Here is a 20,081-nt window from a genome sequence, read left to right as displayed (position 1 = left end):
GGGTCGGTAGGAATGCCATCACCGGCCATAGTCGCGCGCACCGGACGAGGGTTGCCTTAGCGATCATTCGTCCGTAACCTTCCCGCATATCCCATCATATGGAGGGTTCACGGTGCGAAACAAGATCCCGTTGGGTCGCATGTTCGGCATTCCGGTCGGACTCGACTATTCATGGTTCCTCGTCTTCATCCTCTTCACGTGGATGCTCGCGGTCGGGTACTTCCCGCTCAAATATAGTGACTGGCCTCCTTACCTGTACTGGGTGACGGGCGCGGCGACGACGATCATGCTTTTCGTGAGCGTGTTGCTGCACGAGTTCGGCCATTCGCTCATGGCGCGTCACTACCGGCTCAAGGTCCGGAGCATCACGCTCTTCATCTTCGGCGGCGTGTCCGAGATCACGACGGAGCCGCCCAACGCGAAGGTGGAGTTCTGGGTCGCGCTGGCCGGGCCGCTCGTGAGCTTTGCGCTGGCGGGACTTTTCTTCGTGCTCGAGCCGCTCGCCGCCGGATCGGAGCCGGTGCTGGCCGTGTTCCAATACCTCGCGCTGATCAACTTCGCGCTGGCGGTGTTCAACCTCGTGCCGGGCTTTCCGCTCGACGGCGGGCGTGTGTTCCGGGCGCTCGTGTGGGCGCGCACGAAAGACCTCCGCCGCGCCACCGTCACCGCCGGCAACGCGGGCCGTTTCTTCGGCTACTTCTTCATCATGATCGGCGTGTGGTTCCTCTTCCTGGGCGACCTCTTCGACGGCCTGTGGATCGCCTTCATCGGGTGGTTTCTCGAAAGCGCCGCCGTCGGGCAGATTCAACAACAGCGCATCCAGAGCCTGCTCGGCGGGCACCGGGTCTCCGAAGTCATGAGCCACCACTACACGACCATCGACGCGGCCGCCACGCTCGAAGAAATCATCAACAAGCACATCCTCGGCGGCGGGCAACGCGCGCTCATCGTCGAGCGGGACGGGCAAATCGCGGGTCTGCTGACGCTCGACCGCATCAAGCACGTGCCCCGGGAAGCCTGGCCCGAAACCGCCGTCGCCGAAGCCATGATCCCGCTCGAAAAGCTCAAGACGACCCGTCCGGACGCCGAGCTCTGGTCGGCCCTTCAGCAGATGGACCGCGACGGCGTCAATCAGCTGCCGGTGCTCGAAGACGGGCGGCTCGTCGGCCTGCTCAGCCGCGACGACGTCATCAACTACCTGCGCACCCTCATGGAACTGACGGAGCCGACGATATGATGGAGCAACAGCGCTGGCTCACCGAATTCGATACGGCCGACCGGGCGCTGACCCTTGCTTTCGGCCTGGCCCGTCAACACGAGGCCGAGGTGCGGCTCCTCCACGTGGTGAGTACGCTCGAGGCCGACACCTGGGGACCACTTCGCCTCATGCCCGAAGAGCGGGTGCTGCATGAGAACCCCGGAAGAATCGTCACCGACCGGCTTGCCAAGCTCCTGGCCGAGCACGACACCGAGGGTGTCCCCGCCGATTAGGAGGCGCGTTTGGGCAGCGCCGTCGCCCCGGCTATCAAGGCGTATGCCCAGAAGTTCGACTTCGACCGGATCGTGATGGCCTCGCACGCGCGGGATAGAAGCGGTTATTGCTCGGGAGTATCACCGAGAAGGTCATGCGCGCCGTGAACAGCCCCGTGCTCGTGGTCCGGGTGGTCCCGGAAGAATAGCCTTCGCCGGAGCGCAAGCGGGGAGTTTCCGGGCGCCGCTTACGCAAGCGACGCGGGCCATCCGAGCCAGGCGAGGTAGGCGATCCAGAGCGCCATGCCGAGACCGAAGACTCGCAGGAGATCCCATTTGTAATAGCGCACCAGCACCAGCGCCGCGCCTCCCAGCACGAACGCTTCCGGGAGCACGAACGTGTGACGCCCCAGACTCAGCACCACGGTGGCCAGCAGACCAACGAAGACGGCCATGATCCCCCGGAGGGCTCCCCGCACCGCGCCCAAATGCCGAACGTGGACGAAAATTTCGCTGAAGACCATCGTCATTGCAAAGCTCGGCGCGAAGATGGCGGCCGTCGCAACCAGCGCACCGAGCCATCCGCCCAGTTTGAACCCGATGAACGTCGCCGTGATGAGGAACGGCCCCGGTGTGATCTGCCCGAACGCCACGCCTGAAGCCAGTTCCTGCGGGGTCAACCAGCCGTGCACGTCGACGACGTCTTGTTGGAGAAGAGGCAGGATCGTCATGCCGTTGCCGAATGCCACCGCTCCGACCTTTAATAGGCTGGCATTGAGCGCATGGAGCGTGCCGGGCATGAGCACTGCGTATACCGCCCATACGATCACTACGAGCCCCGGCAGCGCCGCCCGCCACACCCGCCGCCACGAAAAAGGTTGCTTCGTCTTCTCGATGCCCGTCGGCTCGGCCCGCCACACCCAGGCCCCAACGATGAGCCCGATCCCGATGGCCCAGATCATGTTGCCGCTCATCACACCGAACCCGAAGGCCAACAGCGCCAGCGTGGCATCGAGCGGCCCCTTCAGGTTGCGCGCCCCGAAATCGAGCGTGACGTTCAGCACCACCGCCACCACCATCACATTGAGCCCCAGCATCACACTCTGCAGATGAGGCGCAGAGCCGTACCGAAAATACGCCCACGAAAGCGCCAGCATCAATGCCAGCGACGGCAAGATGAAGCCTACCACCGATAACAAAGCCCCCCCAATCCCCTGTTTGCGATACCCGATATAGGCGACGAGGTCGATCATGATGGGGCCCGGATAGAGTTGCACCAGTCCCAACCCCTCCTCCAACTCCTCCACTGTCAGCCAGCCTTTCCGAACCGGGACGGTCTTCAGATTCTGGAGGATCGCCATCCCGTACGACGTCAACCCGATCATCGTAAAGGTCGAGAATAAGTCTACTAGTCCGGGTAAAGTGGAGCCGGTAGACGCGCCTGGAGGGGTGGATGGCGAGAGGCTCTGGTTCATGAAGCACCGTCTTCTTCGACATCTTGCTCCAACACACAGGCCCCATGCTCTTCGACCCACCGCTCAGCCAGACGCCTGACCTCCGCATTCTCGGAAAGCTCCAACTTGGTTTTGACTCGGCGAAAAAAGGTATCGATGGTTTTGGAAGACAATTGCAGCCGCTCGGCAATTTCCCGAAGGCTCATTCCTTTACCGATCCCCTCGAATACTTCCCGTTCGCGCCCGCTCAGCCGATCCACAGCAGCAAAAGACAGTCCTTCTGCCAGGGAGGAAAGGATATGCCCACACACTTCAGGACTCGCATAGAATTTCCCCGAAAGCACGGCGCGGATCCCCTCAACAACTTCCTCTTCCACCTTCGCTCCATGCTTGAGAATAAAGCCCCGGACCCCTCCCTCAAAGAGCGCCGTCAGACAACTCGTATCCTCGGTGAAGATGAGAAGGGGCGCTTCCGGAAATTGCTCTCGAAGACGACGGACCAACGCCGGTCCCTTCTGACCGGGCAGGGCGATGTCTACGATGACGAGATCCGGCGGCTGAGCCTCCAGGATTGGCCAGGCTTCCTCGGCCGTTCCCGCCTCGCCACAGACGGAAAGCCCCTCTTCCCCCGCCACGAGCGAAGCAAGCCCTTTACGAGAGAGCGGGTGGTTGTCAATAATAAGAATATGTTGCATCGTCAGGCTCGCTCTGAATCAAGTACGTCGTCGATCCAGCTGTAGGCCGCCATCATGCCAGGAAAGCCGAGCGTGGTGGTCGCCAGCACGACAGCATGGCGGATCTCTTCGGGCGTGCACCCGGCGGCCAGCGCCTTGCGGGCATGCGCGTGAACGGCCCCTTCGTGGCGCATTCCCACGGCGATCCCGACCTTGACGAGGGCAACCTCCTTTGGACCCAGCGGACCGGCCTGAGTCGTGGCTTCGCCGAGCGCCTGATAAGCTGCCCCGATGGCCTTATGCTCTTCGATGAACTTGAGATAACGCTTCGGTGGTTTGCTCATGATCAGTATTTTTATTGACGGGAAGACCGAGGCGCTGCAGCGATGCCAGTCGAAAGAACGTGAGAAAGAGGGTACCTCCCGGCATCGTGCAGCGGGAATGGCAGGGTTCATGAAGTCGTCTCCGGCGCTCGGGGTACAAGATAGGCCCACCCTACTCGACTTTCCACCGCCTTCCCCTTGGGGGAACCCCTATGCCCTGATCACACGCCTCCCCTTCTATCCCGCAAAGAAATCATGAAGGTTGCGCATGTTCGACAAAAGCCCTTGACTGTATTGCCCTGGCAGAATATAATTATATCGATAATCTTCGATATAAACCTTATGCGCCTGCTCATGTCTTCCTCCACGATCCAACCCCGCCCGGGGGCACAGTGCTGTGTGGTGCGCCCCCGGAGTCACACCCTGGACGAGACGGACGTGCAGGCCTCCGTAGTCATGCTCAAGGCCCTCGCCCACCCGGTGCGCCTCCGTATGGTGGACCTCATCCGCGAGGAGGGCGGCGAGATCTGTGTGTGCGAGTTCGAGCGGTACTTCGCGCTCAAGCAACCGACCATCTCGCACCACCTCAAGATCCTCCGCGACGCCGGACTCATCCGGAGCCGACAGGAAGGACCGTGGGTGCGGCATAGCATCGAACCGGATACCTTTTCCCGTTTGGAAGCCCTCATGGCCGTTTTTTCGACGATCTCGTAATCCCTTTTTTTTGAATTATCATATCGAAATTTTTCGATATGATAATTAAACCCAACCCTCTACACCATGAACATCAAAGTCCTGGGCACGGGATGCCCGAACTGCAAGCGCCTCGAAGCGCACACCCGCGAAGCCCTTCGTCGCCTGAACCTCGAAGCCGACGTCGAGAAGGTCGAGGACCTCCCGTCGATCATGAGCTACGGCGTCATGAGCACGCCTGCGCTCGTCATCGACGAGCAGGTAGTGCTCTACGGGCGCGTGCCTTCGGTGCGTGACCTTGAGGCTCTCCTTCAAGCCCGAAACGGATCTGCAAGACGGTAAAAATCTATGTGGGAATCCCTTGCCCATACATTAGTATATGACTGGATCGGAATGAATCCGGCCACGCACACCGCCGCAGCGCTTCAGTTCTTCCTCCATGAAACGCTGAAGATCGGCTTCCTTCTCTTGATCGTGACCCACCTGATGGGCCTCATCAACGCACTCTTCCCGATCGAGCGGGTGCGCCGACTCATCGCCTCCGGTACACTGAAGGGGGGCGAGCATCTGATCGCCGCCGTCTTCGGCTCGGTGACGCCGTTCTGCTCATGCTCCTCGATCCCGCTGTTCATCGGCTTTCTGCAGGGCGGCATTCCGCTCGGCGTGACGTTCTCCTTTCTCATCACCTCGCCGCTGGTGAACGAGGTGGCGTTGGCGCTCTTTCTGGGTCTGTTCGGGTGGAAGGTGACGCTCGTCTATGCCGTCAGCGGCATCCTGCTCGGGACCGTCCTCGGCATGGCGCTGGGGAAGCTCGGACTGGAGCGGTACGTGGAAGACTGGGTGTGGGAGATCGCGCGGCAGAAAGTAGCCGCCGCTTCCGGGGAGACTTCCCGGCCGGCGGTGCCCGATCTCGCGCGGGCGGTCAGCCGCGAGGCCTTCGGCATCATGCGCAAGATCGGGCCGTACGTGCTCGCCGGCGTCGCCGCGGGCGCGTTCATCCACGGCTTCGTGCCGACGGGCTTCTTCGAACGATACCTCTCGCCATCAAATCCGCTGGCGGTTCCGATCTCCGTGCTCGTGGCCGTGCCGATGTATGCGAGCGCCTCGGGCGTCATCCCCGTGGTGCAGGCGCTCGTGGCCAAGGGCATCCCGCTCGGCACGGCGATGGCCTTCATGATGGGTGTGGTGGGCCTCTCGCTCCCCGAGGCGCTGATCCTGAAAAAGGTCATGACCCCCCGGCTGCTCGGCGTCTTTTTCGGCTCCGTGGCTGTCGCCATCATCCTGCTGGGCTACAGCTTTAACCTCATTTTTTAACCCCACCGCGCTCAACGGACACTGCCATGATATCGCGCATTCTGCTTCCGACCGACTTCTCGGAAACCGCCGGCAAAGCCCTCGACTTCGTCCTCGGCATGAAGCCGTGCGGCGTCGAGGAGGTGGCGCCGACGCACGTGATCGACGTCCGCATCATCGCCTATACCGACGTGATGTTCGAGGAGACGATCGACGAAGAACGCCTCATCCGCGAGTGTGAGGAGACGTGCCTCCCCGCCTGAAGAGCATCGAGGAGCGGCTGAAGGCCGCCGGCTTCCGAACGCGCACGCTGACGCCCGTGGGCGTTCCTTTCGCCGAGATCAACAAAGCCGCCGAGGAGGTGGGCGCCTCGCTGGTGGTCCTCGGCCATCGCGGGACCAACCTGGCGGAGGAGTTGCTCCTCGGAAGCACGGCCGAGAAGGTGGCGCGCAAGTGCAAACGCCCTGTCCTCCTCGTGCGCTGACCTGCAATGACGTCCCGTACATAAAACGAGTGCTCCCATGGAAACGCACAACGGCGAACGGAACTGGCTCACCGAATTCGATACGGCCGCCGCCGAGGCCAGACGGCAGCGCAAACCCATCCTGCTTCAGTTCGAGCGCGAACGGTGCGCCGGATGCCGCAAGCTCGAAGCCGTGACCTACCGCGACCCCGGCGTGCAGGCGGAACTCTCCGAGTGGTTCGTCCCCCTCCGCCTCGATATCCTCCGCGAACGCCGCATCCGCGCCGGATACCACGCCGTGTGGACGCCCTCGTTCTATTTCCTCGACTATCACGGCAAAGCCTATCACCACCTCGACGGCTACCTCCCGCCCGAGGACTTCCGCCTCGTGATGCGTCTCGGCTGGGCCGCCGTCGCTCTTCCGAAAGGCAAATACGACGAGGTGATCGCCCGCCTCGACGAAGGGCTGAAACTCTTCCCCGACCACCCCCGCGCTCCGGGCGTGATGCTTACACGCGCCATGGCACGGTACCTCAAGACGTGGGACAACCCCGCCTTCCGCGCCGAGATGGCCGCGCTCATCCGGCGCTATCCGGACAGCCCCGAAGCACGCATGTGGCCGTGGGACGAAGCGCCGCAAACGACTGCCCCGGAATGATTCGCCCCCGGCGCCCGGGCAACCGTCACCGCTCCCTCTAACACTCTTCTCTTTCGTCGACGGGGATTCTCTTACAACGAAAAATGAGCATCCCTTTCAGACCTGTGCGCATAACCCTTACGCCTCTTCTCGCTTATCATCCTTTTCTTATCAACGAGAATGCTCGTTCAAACGAGTATTTATCCTGAAACGTGGTTTCACCCACACCCCAACCGTTTTCGATCTTACTTTCACTATCACACAGGCACTGTCATGGATACCTCTTACCAGGGAATCCGAGGGGGGTTTGCGATTGTCCTGCCGATAATCGCGCTCACGATGCTGACGCTTCCAAGCGCATCGGCCCAGGGACTGATGTTTTCCGGCTACGCGGATCTTGAAGCTAGCGTGGGCAATCCTTTCGGAAACGGAGACTCCGAATTCTTTTTCGACAACCACCATTTCAATTTCATTGCGCTCGGCAAAGTGTATGAGGACCTCTTCGTCAACGCTGAGGTCGAATACGAACATGCCGGAGATGAGATTGCGCTCGAATACGGTTTTCTGGCGTACACCGGCCTGAAGAACGTCCGGATCATGGCCGGCAAATTCCTTGTCCCCTTTGGTCGTTTCAACAAGGACCTTCACCCAACGTGGATCAACAAGATGGTTGGGCGGCCGTTGGGATTCACGCACGTCATGCCGGTGGGATATAACGACGTCGGGCTGTGGGTTTCCTCCGGCCTCCCCCTCAACGACGGCCGTAGGGCCACCTTCGACGTCTTCGTAGTCAACGGGCTGATGGGAGACCCCGGAGGCGATATCCGTGGATTGCGCGACAATATCGACGATTCGTATGAGACGGGCGGCACCGACAACAACAAGGCCGTCGGCGGGCGCGTCGGGCTGGAGTTTGCGCCGGAAGGCTTCGATATCGGCGGCTCCGTCTACCACGGCCGGTATTCGAACGATCCGAGCCTGGACCTGAAGCTGACCCTGCTCGGCTTCGATACTTCCTACCACCGCGACGGACTCGAACTGCGCGGAGAGATCGTTCATGCCAGTCAGGAAACGACCGGAAAGACGCTCAAGCGCACCGGCGGATACTTTCAAACGGCCTACCGCATCAATCAGCGCTGGGAACCCGTGGTGCGGATCGGCTACGTCGATATGCCCGGACGGTCGGGAGATCGCTCGCGCATCGCGGCGGGCATCAACTTTTACCTCTCCTCCGCTTCGTCAATTCGGCTGGATTTTCAGCACAACATCGAACGCTCGGGTTTCAAGGTTGACAACGATGCCATCCTGACCCAGTTCAACGTCGTCTTTTAATGCATGGAGGTGTTGACATGAAACGCTTTTTTTCCATCTTGTCCCTGACTGCCCTGCTTGCCCTGACGGCGTCGACCCTACGAGCTCAGGAACGCACCGGCGTGGAGATCTGGTCTCAGTCCTGCGGAAACTGCCACACGGCCCAACCCCCCGTTCGGTACACAGCCGACCAGTGGGAATCGATTGTCATGCACATGACCATTACCGCCCGGCTCACCGACGAGGAGATGATGGCCGTGAAAGAATTTCTGGAGAGCGGGGCGCGGAAACTGGCGGATGCCTCTGAACGGAAGGCAGATACTTTTCTGGCCGCATCGGACCCTGAGGTGACCCAGGAAGTCCTTCGTTCGGAAGATCCAGCCAAACTCTATTCCTCCTTTTGCGCCACCTGCCACGGCAATGAGGGAAAAGGCGACGGACCCGTCGCCAAGGCGCTCCAACCCAAACCTCGGAATCTCGTGGACCCCGAATTCCAGAAATCGCGGAGCGATGAGGATCTGTTCAAGGTGATTCTCGAAGGGAAAGGGGCCATGCCCAGCTTCAAGGGCCAGTTGAACGAATCCCAGGTACACGAACTGGTCCGGTACCTCCGGGCGCTGGCCCAGAAGAACGACAAGAAGTAAGCGCTCCCAAGCAGTCGGCCCTTCCCGGAGTTCCCCTTCCGGCGACGGCGCTTCCATGACACAATTGTGCGGGTCTCCGTCTCATGGTCGGAGACCCGCTTATTGTTGGATCCGCCCCGGACGAAGGCGCGCCGGATCCGGGCGGCGGCTGATCCCGGCGCTACTACCCCCCGTTCCGAAGCATCTCGGCGAAGGCGTCGGGAAGCGGGCTCGCTTCGACGGCGCGGGCGGCGCGCGCCACGTCGTACGCCACACGGACAAAGCGGACCCGCACGCTTTCGGGGTCGGTCATCGAGGCATCGGCGGCGAGATCGAGGCGCACGTAGCATGCGCGCGGGTCGCCGTCCTTCGGCTTGCCCACCGAGCCGATGTTGATCGCGTGGCGATACCGCCGCTCGCCGTCGGCTTCGTACCGGAGGACGCGGTGATACGGCCTGTGCGTGTGCCCGAAGAGCATCACGTCCGCACCCGCCTCGGCCATCATCCGGAGCAAATGCTTCTCGGGAAAATCCTCGAAGAGGTACTGGTTGATCCGGCGCGGACTGCCGTGGACCATGAGGAGACGCGTCTCCGGGGCGCGGGGTTGGCGCGGCGGCTGAAACGTGAGGCGGAGATGCCGGGGCAGATCGCGAAGATAGGCCCGCGTCTCCCCGGTGACGACCTCGTTCGTGAAGGCGATGGACTGCGCGCCCCGGGCCTCGTCCTCCGGCGTCTTGTATGCGCACCCGCAGTCCGGCGAGCGCAGCCCCACGCCCTCGTCATAGTTGCCCGCGATCGTCGGGATGCGCCGGGCGCGCACGGCGGCGACGACCTCGTTCGGCCACGGGGCGTAGCCCACGAGATCGCCGAGGCAAAAGAGCATGTCCGGCGGATCCGCGTCGAGGTCGGCAAAGACGGCTTCGAGCGCCGGGAGGTTGGCGTGGACGTCGCTGAAAAAGGCAAGGGTCATGTCGGTTCACGGATGGGGTTCTTCGGAAACGGAAGCGGGCCGGCGGGTCGCGCGCCCGTAGACGCCCCGGTAGGCGAGCACGGCGAGCGCGGCCCCGAGGAGCGGCGCGACGATGTAGATCCACTGCGCCGTGAGAGCTCCCGAGACAAGCGCCGGGGCCAGCGAGCGGGCCGGGTTCATCGAAGCGCCGGAGACGGGACCCCCAAAGAGCGCCGCGAAGCACACGGTCGCGCCTACGGCGACCCCGGCCATCAGCCCTTTCTCCTTCGCCCCGATGGCGACGCAAAGGATGACGAACATCAGCAGGAACGTGAGCACGGTCTCCAGCGCAAAACTCTGCCCGGCCGAACCCGCCGGGTGCGTCCCCCCGAGCGTCTCATGCCCGGGGAAGAGCCCTTTGAGCAAAAGGCTCGCCCCCACGGCCCCGAGGGTCTGCGCGAGCACGTACGGCCCCACGTGCCGCCCGGAGAATCGCCCGGACACCCAGAAGCCAAACGTCACCGCCGGGTTGATGTGCGCGCCCGAGACTTCACCGACGGCACAGACCACCGCCAACACCACGAGGCCGAAGGTGACGGCGATCCCCACCGGCGTGACGCCGCCGCCGAAAAGATCATCGACGATCACGGCGCCGGTCCCGGCGAAGACGAGCGCAAAGGCGCCGATGACCTCCGCCAGATAGGCGCGAAAAACGGGAGTCGTGGGATTCATATGCGCGGCGGCTCAGCAGCAGCTCGGTTCGGAAGACGGAGCGGGCAATCCTTCGAAGAAAGCATTCAGCGCCGTGCGAAGGGCTGCGACGGCGTCCGGGTCGAGGCAATAACACGAGCGTGGGCCTTCGACTTCACCCCGGATGAGGCCCGCCGCCTTCAGCGTCTTGAGGTGACGGGAGACCGACGCCTGCGCCAGCGGCAGTTCCTCCACCAGTTCGCCGCAGATGCATACGCCCCGCTCGGCAAGCACCTGCAAAATGGCCAGCCGCGCCGGATGCGCCAGCGCTTTCGCCTGTTCCGCCAGATGCGCGAGCGACGGAGTAAAGAGATCGGATTTCGCTTGCATATTCTTATCACCTATCGCTTATCGCGGATATAGGATAATATCCGGCAAGCGACCTTCCTTTTGCAAGGGCGTTCTGCGGAAAAGCCTGGCGAAACGGCGTCGATCCGAGTCGATGAGGGGGAACCGAGCGGGCGCCATGCCCTCGTCGCGGTTTCGTCTCACGGGTGCAACGGCTATCTTTGTGCGCCGGCCGGAGCTTCGGCTCCGCATCCCGGATGCGGCGGCACGAAACGAGCGCGCCCCCACCGACCCCTCTCCGCTTACCTCTGATGCCGATGCGTATACTTGCCCTCCTTTTTTGCTCGGGCGCCCTGCTCTCGAGCAACCTCGGATGCCGTGAGGCGTCTCGGGGCGACTGGCAGATCGGCCCCTTCGAGAAATACGACGGAAACCCCATCCTCGCCCCCCGGGGAACGACGTGGGAGGCCAAGGATGTTTTCAATCCCGCCGTGTGGACCGACGGCGAGACGGTGTGGATGCTCTACCGCGCCGAGGACACCACCGGCGCGGGCCTGTGGAACGGCGTCTCGCGCATCGGCCTGGCCGCGAGCCGCGACGGGCTGCACTTTGAGCGCGAACCCGCGCCGGTCCTCGAACCCACCGAGGACTGGGAACGACCCGGCGGTTGCGAAGACCCCCGCCTCGTGAAAATCGGAGACACCTTCTATCTCACCTATACCGCCTATGACGGTCGGACGGCCCGCCTGGCTCTGGCGACCTCGACGGACCTCCACTCCTGGCAAAAACACGGCCCGGTCTTCCCCGAACGCGGCTGGACCAAGTCCGGCGCCATCCTCGACACCCCCGTCAACGGGGAATACTGGATGTACTTCGGGGACACCGACATCCGGGCCGCTCATTCACCGGACCTGCTGCACTGGACCGCCGTCGAGGAGCCGGTGCTGCGTCGCCGACCCGGGCGGTTCGACGGCCGCCTCGTCGAGCCCGGTCCTCCGCCGGTGCGCACCGACGACGGCATTCTGTTGCTCTACAACGGCGCCGACGACGACCTCGTCTACGTCAACGCGCAGGCCCTCTTCGACCCCGCCGACCCGACCCGTCTTCTCAAGCGCTCCGAGGCGCCCTTCATGGCGCCCTCGACCCGGCTGGAACAGGAAGGTCAGGCGCCCAACGTGGTCTTCATCGAGGGACTCGTGTCCTTTCGGAACCGGTGGTTGCTCTACTTCGGCATGGGCGACTCGGGCATCGGTGTGGCCCGGGCCGAACGATGAGGGAGACGCCTCAGAAAGGCTTCTTCCTCAGTCTCGGGAGGCCCGGAGAGGGCGGCGGCAGCCGTCACGCGCGTTGATGCCGGAGCGTGTGATGCTCACGCGCGGAGCATCCGGAGGCCGCTGCCGATGACGGCGAACTCGCTCAGCTCGTGGCCGACGACGGCCACCGGCAAGGTAAAGACCCCGGCGACGGCGCCCACGACCAGCGCGCCGATGACGAGGGCGGAGAGCCACAGGTTTTGCCGCACGACGCGGCCGTTCTTCCGCGCCAGTTTTAGCGCGTAGAGGAGCTTTTCGAGGTCGTCGGCCATGAGCACCACGTCCGCCGTCTCCATCGCCACGTCCGTGCCGATGGCGCCCATAGCGACGCCGACCGTCGCCTCGGCCAGCGCGGGCGCGTCGTTGACGCCGTCGCCCACCATGGCGACGTGGCCGTACCGCTCGTGCAGGCGCCGCACCTGCAGCGCCTTCTCATCCGGCTTCAGCCCGGCATACACCTCATCGAGGGCCAGTTCGCTTGCGATAGCCTCGGCAGTGCGCCGGTGGTCGCCGGTGAGCATGGCCACGCGGATGCCCTGCCGTCGGAGCTCCCCGACGACGCGCGGCGCATCCGGACGCAGGTTGTCACGGAGGGCGATCAGACCGTACAGCTCCGTCTCCGTCCCCACGAGCACGACGGTCTTGCCCTCTTCCTGGAGCCGACGGATCTCCGACTCGGCGGCGGAGAGGTCGAGCCGGAGGCTTTCGGCGAAGAGCGAGGGGCTGCCGACGAAGACGCGTCTTCCGTCCACGCGCGCCGTGGCCCCTGCGCCGGTGAGGGCCCGGAAGTCTTCGGTCGGCGTCGGCGCGACCCCTTCCGCTTCGGCGCGGCGTGCGACGGCCCGCGCCAGCGGATGCTCGCTGTGCCGCTCCACGGCGGCGGCCAGCGCCAGCGCCTCCCGCTCCGTATGTGCCGCCCACGCCCGCACGTCGGTCACCTCCGGCCGTCCGGAGGTCAGCGTGCCCGTCTTGTCGAAAGCCACCACGCGCACCTTCGCCAACTCCTCGACGTAGATCCCCCCTTTGACGAGCACACCGTCCCTTGCGGCGCGCCCCAGGGTAGCCACCATGGTGATGGGGATGGAGATGACGAGCGCGCACGGCGCCGCCGCCACAATGAAGACCGTCGCCCGCAGGATCCACACGGACCACGAGGCGGCGAAGAGCGCGGGCGGCCCCACGGCGATAAGCATGCCAAGCAGCAGCACCGCCGGGCTGTACCTTCGTCCGAACCGTTCGATGAAGCGCTCGCTCCGGCCCTTCCGTTCCTGCGCCTCCTCCACCATGCGAATGATGCGCGAGATGGTGTTGTCTGCGAAGACCTTCGTCGCTTCTACCTCCAGCGCCCCTTCCCCGTTGACGGACCCGGCATAAACCGCGTCCCCGGGCGCTTTCTCCACCGGCACGCTCTCGCCCGTCACCGGCGCTTCGTTGACGCTGCTCCGGCCCGCTCTCACACGTCCGTCCGTGGGCACGGCCTCCCCCGGGCGGACGAGGAACACGTCGCCGACGGCGATTTCCTCGACGGGCGTTTCCACTTCGCGCCCGTCTCCGAGCACGAGGGCCGTCTTCGGCGCGAGGTCCATGAGCGCCCGAACGGCCGAACGGGTTCGCTCCTCGGTGTACCCTTCGGCAGCCTCCGAGATCGAGTACAGGAAGGCGAGCATCGCCCCCTCGGCCAGGGCGCCCATGAGGGAGGCCACCACCGCCGCCACGCTCATCAACAGCTCGATTCCCACACGACGCTCGAAAATCAGGTCCTCGACGGCTTCGCGCCCGAAGAAATATCCGCCGGATAGCAGCGAGGCGACGTACAGCACGTGCGAGACGAGGGGCGGCGCGGCAGTGAAGCCCACGAGCCACCCCGCGAGGAGAAACGCCCCGGAAGCCAGGGAAAACAACACCTTGGGATTGCGCCACGGGCTCGGCATGGCGGGCGTCTCCATCCCTTTCGCCGGCGCGAACCCGAGCGCCGAGAGCCGCTCGAGCAGCCGTTCCCCGGTCGTTCGCCCCGGATCATACATGAGCCGCACCCGCGCCGACTTCGGAAAGACCTCGACGGCCTCCAGTCCGGGCGTATCCTTCAGCCCGCGCCGGATCGCAGCAGCGTCGTGTTCACAGTCGAGGCCGCCTACACGGACCTCCAGCGTTTCGTGCGGGATGCGTTCGAGCGTTGATGGCATGAGATCGGAGCGTTATCGCGTTTGAACCTTGAGGCGTTTCACCGTTGGCGAACGGGAGGGGGAGGATGGATGTTTTGCAGGGGTGTATGGGTGTAAAAATGACGCGAAGTCGGCCCTTTGAGGCGAGACGAAGGGCGAACCCATGACGACGCAGCCCACCGGCGAGCCCCTCAGACCGCTTCCTCTCCCCGTTCGCCCGTCGAGATCCGCACGGCTTCTTCCACCGGCCACACAAAAATCTTCCCATCGCCTCGCAGTCCGGTGTGCGCTTCCCGGCGGATGGTCTCGACGAGCGGCTCGACGAGCGCGTCGCGGCAGACGATCTCGAGACGCACGTGCGGAATGAAATCCGCCGGTCCTTCCTTGATCGCATGAACGACGCCGGCGCCGCGACCGCGCCCGAAGCCTCGGCCGTCGGACACACTCACGCCGGAGAGTTCTTCCACGTGATGCAACGCGAGCGTCACCGCCTCCAGCTTGTGCGGTTTAATGTAGGCAATGATTGCTTTCATAAAGAATACCTTCTGGTCGAGAATATAAAACGAACCTCGCAGCCGCCCGACCGGATGCCGGGCGGCTGCGCGGGTTCCGAAGATCAGGCGTCGGAAACGTCCGGTTCGGTCGATGCATCCGATTCGGCGGAGGCCGGGTGTGCCGGAAGGGCGCGTTCCGGCTCGATGGAGAACCACTTATAGAAGGCCGGGAGCACCAGCAGCGTAAGGACCGTCGAGGTGACGAGGCCGCCGACCACCACGGTCGCCAGGGGCCGTTGCACTTCCGAACCCGTGCCCGAAGAAAAGAGCAGCGGGATGAGCCCGAGCGCCGTGGTAAGGGCCGTCATGAGCACCGGACGCAGGCGAAGGAGCGCCCCTTCCACCGACGCGCGGTTCATTTCCACGCCGTCCTCGATGAGTTGGTTGAGGTACGTCACGAGCACCATCCCGTTTTCGAGCGCAATGCCGAAGAGCGCGATGAACCCCACCGAAGCCGGCACCGAAAGGTTCTGCCCGGTAATGAAGAGCGCCACGATGCCGCCCACGAGGGCCAGCGGTATGTTGAGCACGATCAGCGCCGCGTTTCGGAGTGAGTTGAAACTGGCGTAGAGCAACAGGAACAGCAACAACAGCGTGATCGGCACGACCACGGCCAGCCGTTTGTTCGCTTCCTGCTGAAGCCGGAACTGCCCGCCCCACGTCGTGAAGTAGCCCGTCGGCAGATCCACCCGTTGCCGGATCAGCTCCTGCGCTTCCTCGACGAAAGAGCCGATGTCGCGCCCCTCAACGTTGAGCTGGATGGTGATGAAGCGCTGGTTGTTCTCGCGCGTGATCTGGCGCGGGCCGATGATTTCGTTGATCTCGGCGAGGTCGCTCAGGGGCACGAGTGCGCCGCCGGGGGTGGGGATGAGCAGACCCGCGATGGCTTCCGGCGTGGCGCGATACTCGGGCTTGAGGCGCACGTAGATGTCGAAGCGCCGGATGCCCTCGAAGATCTGCCCGGCCGTCTCGCCGCCGATGGCGGCGCGGATGGTCTGTTGCACGTCGGCCACGCTCGCGCCGTAGCGGGCGATGGCCTGGCGGTCCACCCGGATGCGGAGTTGCGGCGTGCCGCTGATCTGGTCGGCCTGCACGTCGGCGGCGCCGGACGTCCCCTGCACGACGGCCACGATCTCGTCCGCCTTCTCCTTGAGCACGTCGAGGTCGTCGCCGAAGAGCTTGATCGCCAGTTCGGCGCGCACGCCTTCGAGCAGTTCGTCCACCGTCATCTGGATGGGCTGCGTGAAATTCGTCAGCACGCCGGGGATCTCGCCGACGTCCCGGCGGATGCCTTCGAGCAGCGCTTCCTGGTCATCAAAGCGCCAGGTGTCCTCGGGTTCGAGGATGAGGTACATCTCGGCGCTGTTGATCGGGTCGGTGTGCGCGCCGACCTCGCCCCGCCCGATGCGGCTGACGACGTGGCGGATCTCCGGGATCTGCATCAGACGGCGTTCCACCCGAAGCGTCGTCTCGGTGCTCTCCCGGAGCGAGATCGAGGGGGCCATCGTCAGCCGGAGCACGAGCGTCCCCTCCTGAAGCGTGGGAGTGAACTCGGAGCCCAGGAACGGGAAGATCGCCATGCCGAGCACGAGCAGCGCCACCGCCAGCGCGACGGCCCACTTCCGCGAGCGCACGAAGAAGCTCACCAGCGGGCGGTAGGCCTCCATGGCCCAGGCCAGGGCGCGCTCGGCCAGACCCGGCTTCTGCTTCGAGCCGTCGGCCTGCCGCGCCGCGCGACGCATCAGGATGTCCGAAAGCACCGGCGCCACGAACAGGGCGAAGATGAGCGAGCCGAACATTGCCAGCGCCACGGTATAGGCCAGCGGGCGAAACGTCTTGCCCTCGACGCCCTGCAGCGTGAACAGCGGCAAAAAGACCACGACGATGATCAGGATGGCGAAGGCCACGGGCCGGGCGACCTCCTTGCACGCCCGCGCCACCACGTGCACGCGCGGCTCGCCCGGGGCCGACTCCCGCAGCATCCGATCCACGTTCTCGACCATCACGATGGCCCCGTCCACCATCATGCCGATGGCGATGGCCAACCCTCCGAGCGACATCAGGTTGGCCGAGATGCCGAACTGCTTCATCCAGATCATGGCGAAGAGCACCGAGAACGGGATCGCCAGCGCCACCACCACGCTCGGGCGGAAGCTGCCGAGGAAGACGAACAGCACCAGCACCACCAGCACGATGCCCTGCCACAGCGCATTCGTGACCGTGGACACGGCGGACTCGACGAGTGTCTTTTGCTCGTAATAGGGCACGATCCGCACCCCCTCGGGCAGAATGTCGTTGATCTCCCGCACCTTCTCTTCCACGCGGCCGATGACCGTCGAGGCGTTCGAGCCGAAGAGCTTGATCACCATGCCGGCTACGATCTCGCCGCGGCCGTCCATCGTCTCCACGCCGCGCCGGATGGCCCCGCCGATGGTCACCTCGGCCAGATCCCGCACGAAGACCGGCGTGCCGTCGACCGTTTTGACGACGATGTTTTCGAGATCCGAACGCCCCGTCGCCAGGCCCACCGAGCGCACGATGAACTCCTCGCTGTTCTGCTCGATGAACTGCGCGCCCACGTTCAGGTTGTTCGCCTCGATGATCTCCAGCAGTTCCTGGATGGTCACGCCGTACTGCAAGAGCGCCGCGGGGTCGACCTGCACCTGAAACTGTTTCTCGAAGCCGCCGATGCCGAGCACCTCCGTCACCCCCGGCACGGTCTGAAGGTTGTACTTGACGATCCAGTCCTGCATCGTGCGCAGTTCTTCGAGGCTATACTGCCCGGTGGTGTCGTCGAGGTAATAGAAGAGCACGAGCCCCATGCCGGTGGAGATCGGCCCCATCTCGGGCTCGCCGAAGCCCTCGGGGATCTGGTCGCGCGCTTCCTGCAGGCGCTCGCCCACGAGCTGTCGCGCGAAGTAGATGTCCGTTCCGTCCTCGAAGTAGATGTTGACCACCGAGAGGCCGAAGTTCGACACCGAACGGATCCGTTCCAGGTTCGGCAGACCGTTCATGGCCGTCTCGATGGGATACGTGACGTACTGCTCGATCTCCTCGGGCGCGAGCCCGCTGGTGAGGGTAAAGACCTGCACGAGCGAAGGCGACACGTCCGGAAACGCATCGACGGGCAACTGCCGGTAACTGAGCCAGCCCGCCGCCATGACCAGCACCGCCAGCACGAGGACGAGCAACCGGCTCCGTAAGGATAGTTCTATGAGTTTGTTCATGATCCTGTGCTCCTCGCTTAATGGGCGTGACCTTCGCCCAGCTGATCTTTTTCGAGTTCGGCCTTGAGCGCAAAACCGCCGCGCGCGACGTACTGCTCACCCGGCTTAAGACCCGAGGTGATTTCCACGTGCGTCCCGTTCTCCCGCCCGAGGGTGACCGGACGCGCAACGAAGCCTTCGGGCGTCTCGACGAAGATGACGGTCTCCCCGCCCATCGTGATGACGGCGGACTTCGGCGTCAACAACGGCACGTCCACGGCGTCCACCGTGATCGTCCCGTTGACGAACATGCCGGGCCGCCACCGCCCGTCGGGGTTGGGCAGCACGATGCGGGCGATGGCCGTCCGCGTCTCCTCCCCCACAATGGGGCGGACGTACGAGATCGTACCCTGCGCGCGCAGTTGCCCCCCGGTGGTGACGAGATCCACCTGCTGCCCTTCCCGGATGAAGTCGAGGTCCTTCTGAAACACGTTCAGGTCCACCCACACCGTGCTAAGATCGGCGATGGCGAAAGCGTCGGCGTCGGCATTGAGCGCCTCGCCCCGGCTGACGTGCTTCTCGACCACCACGCCGGAGATCGGCGCCGTGAGTTCGTAGTGCACCAGCGCGTGTTCCGGCTGTTCGGGCAGCGCGTCGATGTACGCCTGCGAGAACCCGAGCGCGAGGAGCTTCTGCCGGACCGAACGCAACGCGATGCGCGCTTCGGCGAGGGCCTGCCGGGCTTCCAGGTATTCCTGTTCGGAGGTGATCTTCTTCCCGAAAAGCGTTTCCTCTCTCCGGAAATTCGATTCGGCGATGGCCAGCCGTTCGAGGTTCGCCAGATACATCGCCTTCAGATCGGCCAGTTCGCGGCTGTCAAGGACGGCCAGCACGTCGCCGGCGCGCACCCGGTCGCCGATGGACTTGAACACCGAATGCACCACGCCGGAGACGCGCGGCACGATGTGGGCGAAATGGTCCTCGTTGACCTTTACCTCACCGGGAAACGTCAGCGTCAGGTGGAGCGCTCCGGGGCCCGCCGTCGCCACCTCGATGTCAAACTCCGACAGCGCTTCGGGCGGCATCCGCACGACCGGCGTCTCGTCGTGATCGCCTTCGGCTTCTTCATGGGTGTCGCCGGGCGGGGGTTCGTCGCCGCCGCAGCCGGTCAGCGCGACGACGCTCAGGATCAGGAATGCCAGTAAGGGCCGCATAAACGCCCGCTTCAATCTATCGTACATATTCATGGGTTTTTATCGGTTTGTGACGTCGGAGAGGGGCGTGCCGATGAGGCGTTCGACTTCGGCGCGGGCCGCGTGATAGACGGCCAGCGCGTCGACGTACCGGTTCGTGGTTTCAAAGAGGATGCGCTGGGCATCGAGCACCGTGAGGAGGTCGAACTTGCCTTCGCGGTAGCCTTCCTGCGTGGCGGCAAAGTTCTCCCGCGCCGCGGGCAAGACCGCTTCCCGAAGCGAGCGAACCTCGTCGTAACCGGCGGCCAGCAACGCGTAGGCTTCGGCGAGCATGCGCCGCGCGCGCGTCTCTTCGGAGCGCCGGAGCTCCTCCCCCTGCCGGAGCCGGTACTCGGTCTCGCGAATCGACCCCTGATTGCGATCGAAGATCGAGAGGGGGATCGAGACGCCGGCGGTCAGGGCCGTCTCGCCCAGATCGCGGAGCCGGCGAACGCCCAGGAGCAGACTCGGATTGGGGATGCGGCGCGCCTTTTCAAGGGCCACATCGGCGCGGCGAAGGGCCATCTCGGCGTTCCACCGAGCCACGTCAGGGTTGCGCTCGACGAAGGCTTCGAGTTCCGCCAGCGGCGGCGGCGGGGCAACGACGGAGAGGTCGCCGACGACACGCGCAAAGGCGGGATCGGTCCGGCCCCACCCGGCGGAGAGGCGCACGCGGGCCGCCGCCA

Annotated in this window: 23 protein-coding genes; 12 read left to right on the top strand and 11 right to left on the bottom strand. The window is 64.3% G+C overall.

Annotated elements, in window-relative coordinates; genetic code table 11:
- Positions 1-112: 112 nt before the first annotated feature.
- From AC1HIY_RS12790 to AC1HIY_RS12780, 3 genes are all read left to right on the top strand, one after another.
- Positions 113-1,237 (top strand): site-2 protease family protein, encoded by a 1,125-nt coding sequence (locus AC1HIY_RS12790; RefSeq protein WP_479577135.1) that lies wholly within the window; start codon positions 113-115, stop codon positions 1,235-1,237.
- A complete protein-coding gene (locus AC1HIY_RS12785; protein WP_479577134.1) occupies positions 1,234-1,491 on the top strand; it encodes a universal stress protein in 258 nt (85 codons plus the stop codon). The genes AC1HIY_RS12790 and AC1HIY_RS12785 overlap by 4 nt, the downstream gene beginning before the upstream one ends.
- Before the next feature lie 107 nt (positions 1,492-1,598).
- Positions 1,599-1,679: a hypothetical protein gene (locus AC1HIY_RS12780; RefSeq protein ID WP_479577226.1), complete on the top strand. Its 81-nt coding sequence runs from the start codon at positions 1,599-1,601 to the stop codon at positions 1,677-1,679.
- 39 nt (positions 1,680-1,718) lie between these two features.
- On the opposite strand, the gene chrA is transcribed toward AC1HIY_RS12780, so the two are convergent.
- Genes chrA through AC1HIY_RS12765 form a run of 3 tightly spaced genes read right to left on the bottom strand, consistent with a single transcriptional unit; the run spans position 1,719 to position 4,053 of the window.
- A complete protein-coding gene (chrA, locus tag AC1HIY_RS12775; RefSeq protein ID WP_479577133.1) occupies positions 1,719-2,945 on the bottom strand; it encodes a chromate efflux transporter in 1,227 nt (408 codons plus the stop codon).
- Positions 2,942-3,619, bottom strand: a complete 678-nt coding sequence (locus AC1HIY_RS12770; RefSeq protein ID WP_479577132.1) for a response regulator transcription factor — start codon at positions 3,617-3,619, stop codon at positions 2,942-2,944. Before AC1HIY_RS12770 ends, chrA begins: the two co-directional genes overlap by 4 nt.
- A gap of 2 nt (positions 3,620-3,621) precedes the next feature.
- The gene (locus AC1HIY_RS12765) at positions 3,622-4,053 is read right to left on the bottom strand and encodes a carboxymuconolactone decarboxylase family protein (RefSeq protein ID WP_479577131.1); all 432 of its coding nucleotides are present in this window, start codon (positions 4,051-4,053) and stop codon (positions 3,622-3,624) included.
- Between the two features lie 222 nt (positions 4,054-4,275).
- Here AC1HIY_RS12765 and AC1HIY_RS12760 point away from each other — a divergent pair, with 222 nt between their 5' ends.
- The 8 genes from AC1HIY_RS12760 (at position 4,276) to AC1HIY_RS12725 (ending at position 8,962) form a co-directional block, all read left to right on the top strand.
- Positions 4,276-4,635 carry an ArsR/SmtB family transcription factor gene (locus AC1HIY_RS12760; RefSeq protein WP_479577130.1) on the top strand — a complete coding sequence of 120 codons (360 nt, stop codon included), beginning with the start codon at positions 4,276-4,278 and terminating at the stop codon, positions 4,633-4,635.
- Positions 4,636-4,701: 66 nt separating this feature from the next.
- Positions 4,702-4,956, top strand: a complete 255-nt coding sequence (locus AC1HIY_RS12755; RefSeq protein ID WP_479577129.1) for a thioredoxin family protein — start codon at positions 4,702-4,704, stop codon at positions 4,954-4,956.
- Between the two features lie 6 nt (positions 4,957-4,962).
- A complete protein-coding gene (locus AC1HIY_RS12750; protein ID WP_479577128.1) occupies positions 4,963-5,928 on the top strand; it encodes a permease in 966 nt (321 codons plus the stop codon).
- A gap of 26 nt (positions 5,929-5,954) precedes the next feature.
- Positions 5,955-6,170: an adenine nucleotide alpha hydrolase family protein gene (locus AC1HIY_RS12745; RefSeq protein WP_479577127.1), complete on the top strand. Its 216-nt coding sequence runs from the start codon at positions 5,955-5,957 to the stop codon at positions 6,168-6,170.
- Positions 6,155-6,391: a universal stress protein gene (locus AC1HIY_RS12740; protein WP_479577126.1), complete on the top strand. Its 237-nt coding sequence runs from the start codon at positions 6,155-6,157 to the stop codon at positions 6,389-6,391. The genes AC1HIY_RS12745 and AC1HIY_RS12740 overlap by 16 nt, the downstream gene beginning before the upstream one ends.
- Positions 6,392-6,428: 37 nt before the next feature.
- The gene (locus AC1HIY_RS12735) at positions 6,429-7,028 is read left to right on the top strand and encodes a thioredoxin family protein (RefSeq protein ID WP_479577125.1); all 600 of its coding nucleotides are present in this window, start codon (positions 6,429-6,431) and stop codon (positions 7,026-7,028) included.
- Positions 7,029-7,187: 159 nt separating this feature from the next.
- On the top strand, positions 7,188-8,339 hold the full coding sequence (locus AC1HIY_RS12730) for a hypothetical protein (RefSeq protein ID WP_479577124.1): 1,152 nt from the start codon (positions 7,188-7,190) through the stop codon (positions 8,337-8,339).
- A gap of 17 nt (positions 8,340-8,356) precedes the next feature.
- Positions 8,357-8,962 (top strand): c-type cytochrome, encoded by a 606-nt coding sequence (locus AC1HIY_RS12725; protein WP_479577123.1) that lies wholly within the window; start codon positions 8,357-8,359, stop codon positions 8,960-8,962.
- A gap of 163 nt (positions 8,963-9,125) precedes the next feature.
- Here AC1HIY_RS12725 and AC1HIY_RS12720 read toward each other — a convergent pair whose 3' ends face one another.
- From AC1HIY_RS12720 to AC1HIY_RS12710, 3 genes are read right to left on the bottom strand one after another with little or no spacing between them, the layout of a single operon-like run.
- Complete coding sequence (locus AC1HIY_RS12720) at positions 9,126-9,911, bottom strand: metallophosphoesterase family protein (protein ID WP_479577122.1); 786 nt, start codon at positions 9,909-9,911, stop codon at positions 9,126-9,128.
- A gap of 6 nt (positions 9,912-9,917) precedes the next feature.
- Positions 9,918-10,622 (bottom strand): MIP/aquaporin family protein, encoded by a 705-nt coding sequence (locus AC1HIY_RS12715; protein WP_479577121.1) that lies wholly within the window; start codon positions 10,620-10,622, stop codon positions 9,918-9,920.
- Between the two features lie 12 nt (positions 10,623-10,634).
- Positions 10,635-10,970 (bottom strand): ArsR/SmtB family transcription factor, encoded by a 336-nt coding sequence (locus tag AC1HIY_RS12710; RefSeq protein WP_479577120.1) that lies wholly within the window; start codon positions 10,968-10,970, stop codon positions 10,635-10,637.
- 275 nt (positions 10,971-11,245) lie between these two features.
- On the opposite strand from AC1HIY_RS12710, the gene AC1HIY_RS12705 reads away from it, so the two are divergent.
- The gene (locus AC1HIY_RS12705; protein WP_479577119.1) at positions 11,246-12,202 is read left to right on the top strand and encodes a glycoside hydrolase family 130 protein; all 957 of its coding nucleotides are present in this window, start codon (positions 11,246-11,248) and stop codon (positions 12,200-12,202) included.
- 95 nt (positions 12,203-12,297) lie between these two features.
- Here AC1HIY_RS12705 and AC1HIY_RS12700 read toward each other — a convergent pair whose 3' ends face one another.
- The 5 genes from AC1HIY_RS12700 to AC1HIY_RS12680 form a co-directional block, all read right to left on the bottom strand.
- Positions 12,298-14,424 (bottom strand): heavy metal translocating P-type ATPase, encoded by a 2,127-nt coding sequence (locus tag AC1HIY_RS12700; RefSeq protein ID WP_479577118.1) that lies wholly within the window; start codon positions 14,422-14,424, stop codon positions 12,298-12,300.
- 170 nt (positions 14,425-14,594) lie between these two features.
- The gene (locus AC1HIY_RS12695; RefSeq protein ID WP_479577117.1) at positions 14,595-14,936 is read right to left on the bottom strand and encodes a P-II family nitrogen regulator; all 342 of its coding nucleotides are present in this window, start codon (positions 14,934-14,936) and stop codon (positions 14,595-14,597) included.
- Positions 14,937-15,019: 83 nt separating this feature from the next.
- Positions 15,020-18,184: an efflux RND transporter permease subunit gene (locus tag AC1HIY_RS12690; RefSeq protein WP_479577116.1), complete on the bottom strand. Its 3,165-nt coding sequence runs from the start codon at positions 18,182-18,184 to the stop codon at positions 15,020-15,022.
- A gap of 17 nt (positions 18,185-18,201) precedes the next feature.
- Positions 18,202-19,377, bottom strand: a complete 1,176-nt coding sequence (locus tag AC1HIY_RS12685; protein WP_479577115.1) for an efflux RND transporter periplasmic adaptor subunit — start codon at positions 19,375-19,377, stop codon at positions 18,202-18,204.
- 39 nt (positions 19,378-19,416) lie between these two features.
- Positions 19,417-20,081, bottom strand: a 665-nt coding sequence (locus AC1HIY_RS12680) for a TolC family protein (RefSeq protein WP_479577114.1), incomplete at its 5' end; no start/stop codon positions are given.

The sequence above is a fragment of the Rhodocaloribacter sp. genome (assembly GCF_056451265.1).
The sequence above is the reverse complement of the archived record's forward strand: the minus strand, read 5'-3'. Positions and strand labels throughout refer to the sequence as shown.

Excerpts from the sequence above, each read along its gene's own strand:
- AC1HIY_RS12785 (WP_479577134.1), top strand. The coding sequence starts at position 1,234 with ATGATGGAGCAACAGCGCTGGCTCACCGAATTCGATACGGCCGACCGG.
- chrA (WP_479577133.1), bottom strand. The coding sequence starts at position 2,945 with ATGAACCAGAGCCTCTCGCCATCCACCCCTCCAGGCGCGTCTACCGGC.
- AC1HIY_RS12770 (WP_479577132.1), bottom strand. The coding sequence starts at position 3,619 with ATGCAACATATTCTTATTATTGACAACCACCCGCTCTCTCGTAAAGGG.
- AC1HIY_RS12765 (WP_479577131.1), bottom strand. The coding sequence starts at position 4,053 with ATGAACCCTGCCATTCCCGCTGCACGATGCCGGGAGGTACCCTCTTTC.
- AC1HIY_RS12760 (WP_479577130.1), top strand. The coding sequence starts at position 4,276 with ATGTCTTCCTCCACGATCCAACCCCGCCCGGGGGCACAGTGCTGTGTG.
- AC1HIY_RS12755 (WP_479577129.1), top strand. The coding sequence starts at position 4,702 with ATGAACATCAAAGTCCTGGGCACGGGATGCCCGAACTGCAAGCGCCTC.
- AC1HIY_RS12750 (WP_479577128.1), top strand. The coding sequence starts at position 4,963 with ATGTGGGAATCCCTTGCCCATACATTAGTATATGACTGGATCGGAATG.
- AC1HIY_RS12745 (WP_479577127.1), top strand. The coding sequence starts at position 5,955 with ATGATATCGCGCATTCTGCTTCCGACCGACTTCTCGGAAACCGCCGGC.
- AC1HIY_RS12735 (WP_479577125.1), top strand. The coding sequence starts at position 6,429 with ATGGAAACGCACAACGGCGAACGGAACTGGCTCACCGAATTCGATACG.
- AC1HIY_RS12730 (WP_479577124.1), top strand. The coding sequence starts at position 7,188 with ATGCTCGTTCAAACGAGTATTTATCCTGAAACGTGGTTTCACCCACAC.
- AC1HIY_RS12725 (WP_479577123.1), top strand. The coding sequence starts at position 8,357 with ATGAAACGCTTTTTTTCCATCTTGTCCCTGACTGCCCTGCTTGCCCTG.
- AC1HIY_RS12720 (WP_479577122.1), bottom strand. The coding sequence starts at position 9,911 with ATGACCCTTGCCTTTTTCAGCGACGTCCACGCCAACCTCCCGGCGCTC.
- AC1HIY_RS12715 (WP_479577121.1), bottom strand. The coding sequence starts at position 10,622 with ATGAATCCCACGACTCCCGTTTTTCGCGCCTATCTGGCGGAGGTCATC.
- AC1HIY_RS12710 (WP_479577120.1), bottom strand. The coding sequence starts at position 10,970 with ATGCAAGCGAAATCCGATCTCTTTACTCCGTCGCTCGCGCATCTGGCG.
- AC1HIY_RS12705 (WP_479577119.1), top strand. The coding sequence starts at position 11,246 with ATGCGTATACTTGCCCTCCTTTTTTGCTCGGGCGCCCTGCTCTCGAGC.
- AC1HIY_RS12700 (WP_479577118.1), bottom strand. The coding sequence starts at position 14,424 with ATGCCATCAACGCTCGAACGCATCCCGCACGAAACGCTGGAGGTCCGT.
- AC1HIY_RS12695 (WP_479577117.1), bottom strand. The coding sequence starts at position 14,936 with ATGAAAGCAATCATTGCCTACATTAAACCGCACAAGCTGGAGGCGGTG.
- AC1HIY_RS12690 (WP_479577116.1), bottom strand. The coding sequence starts at position 18,184 with ATGAACAAACTCATAGAACTATCCTTACGGAGCCGGTTGCTCGTCCTC.
- AC1HIY_RS12685 (WP_479577115.1), bottom strand. The coding sequence starts at position 19,377 with ATGCGGCCCTTACTGGCATTCCTGATCCTGAGCGTCGTCGCGCTGACC.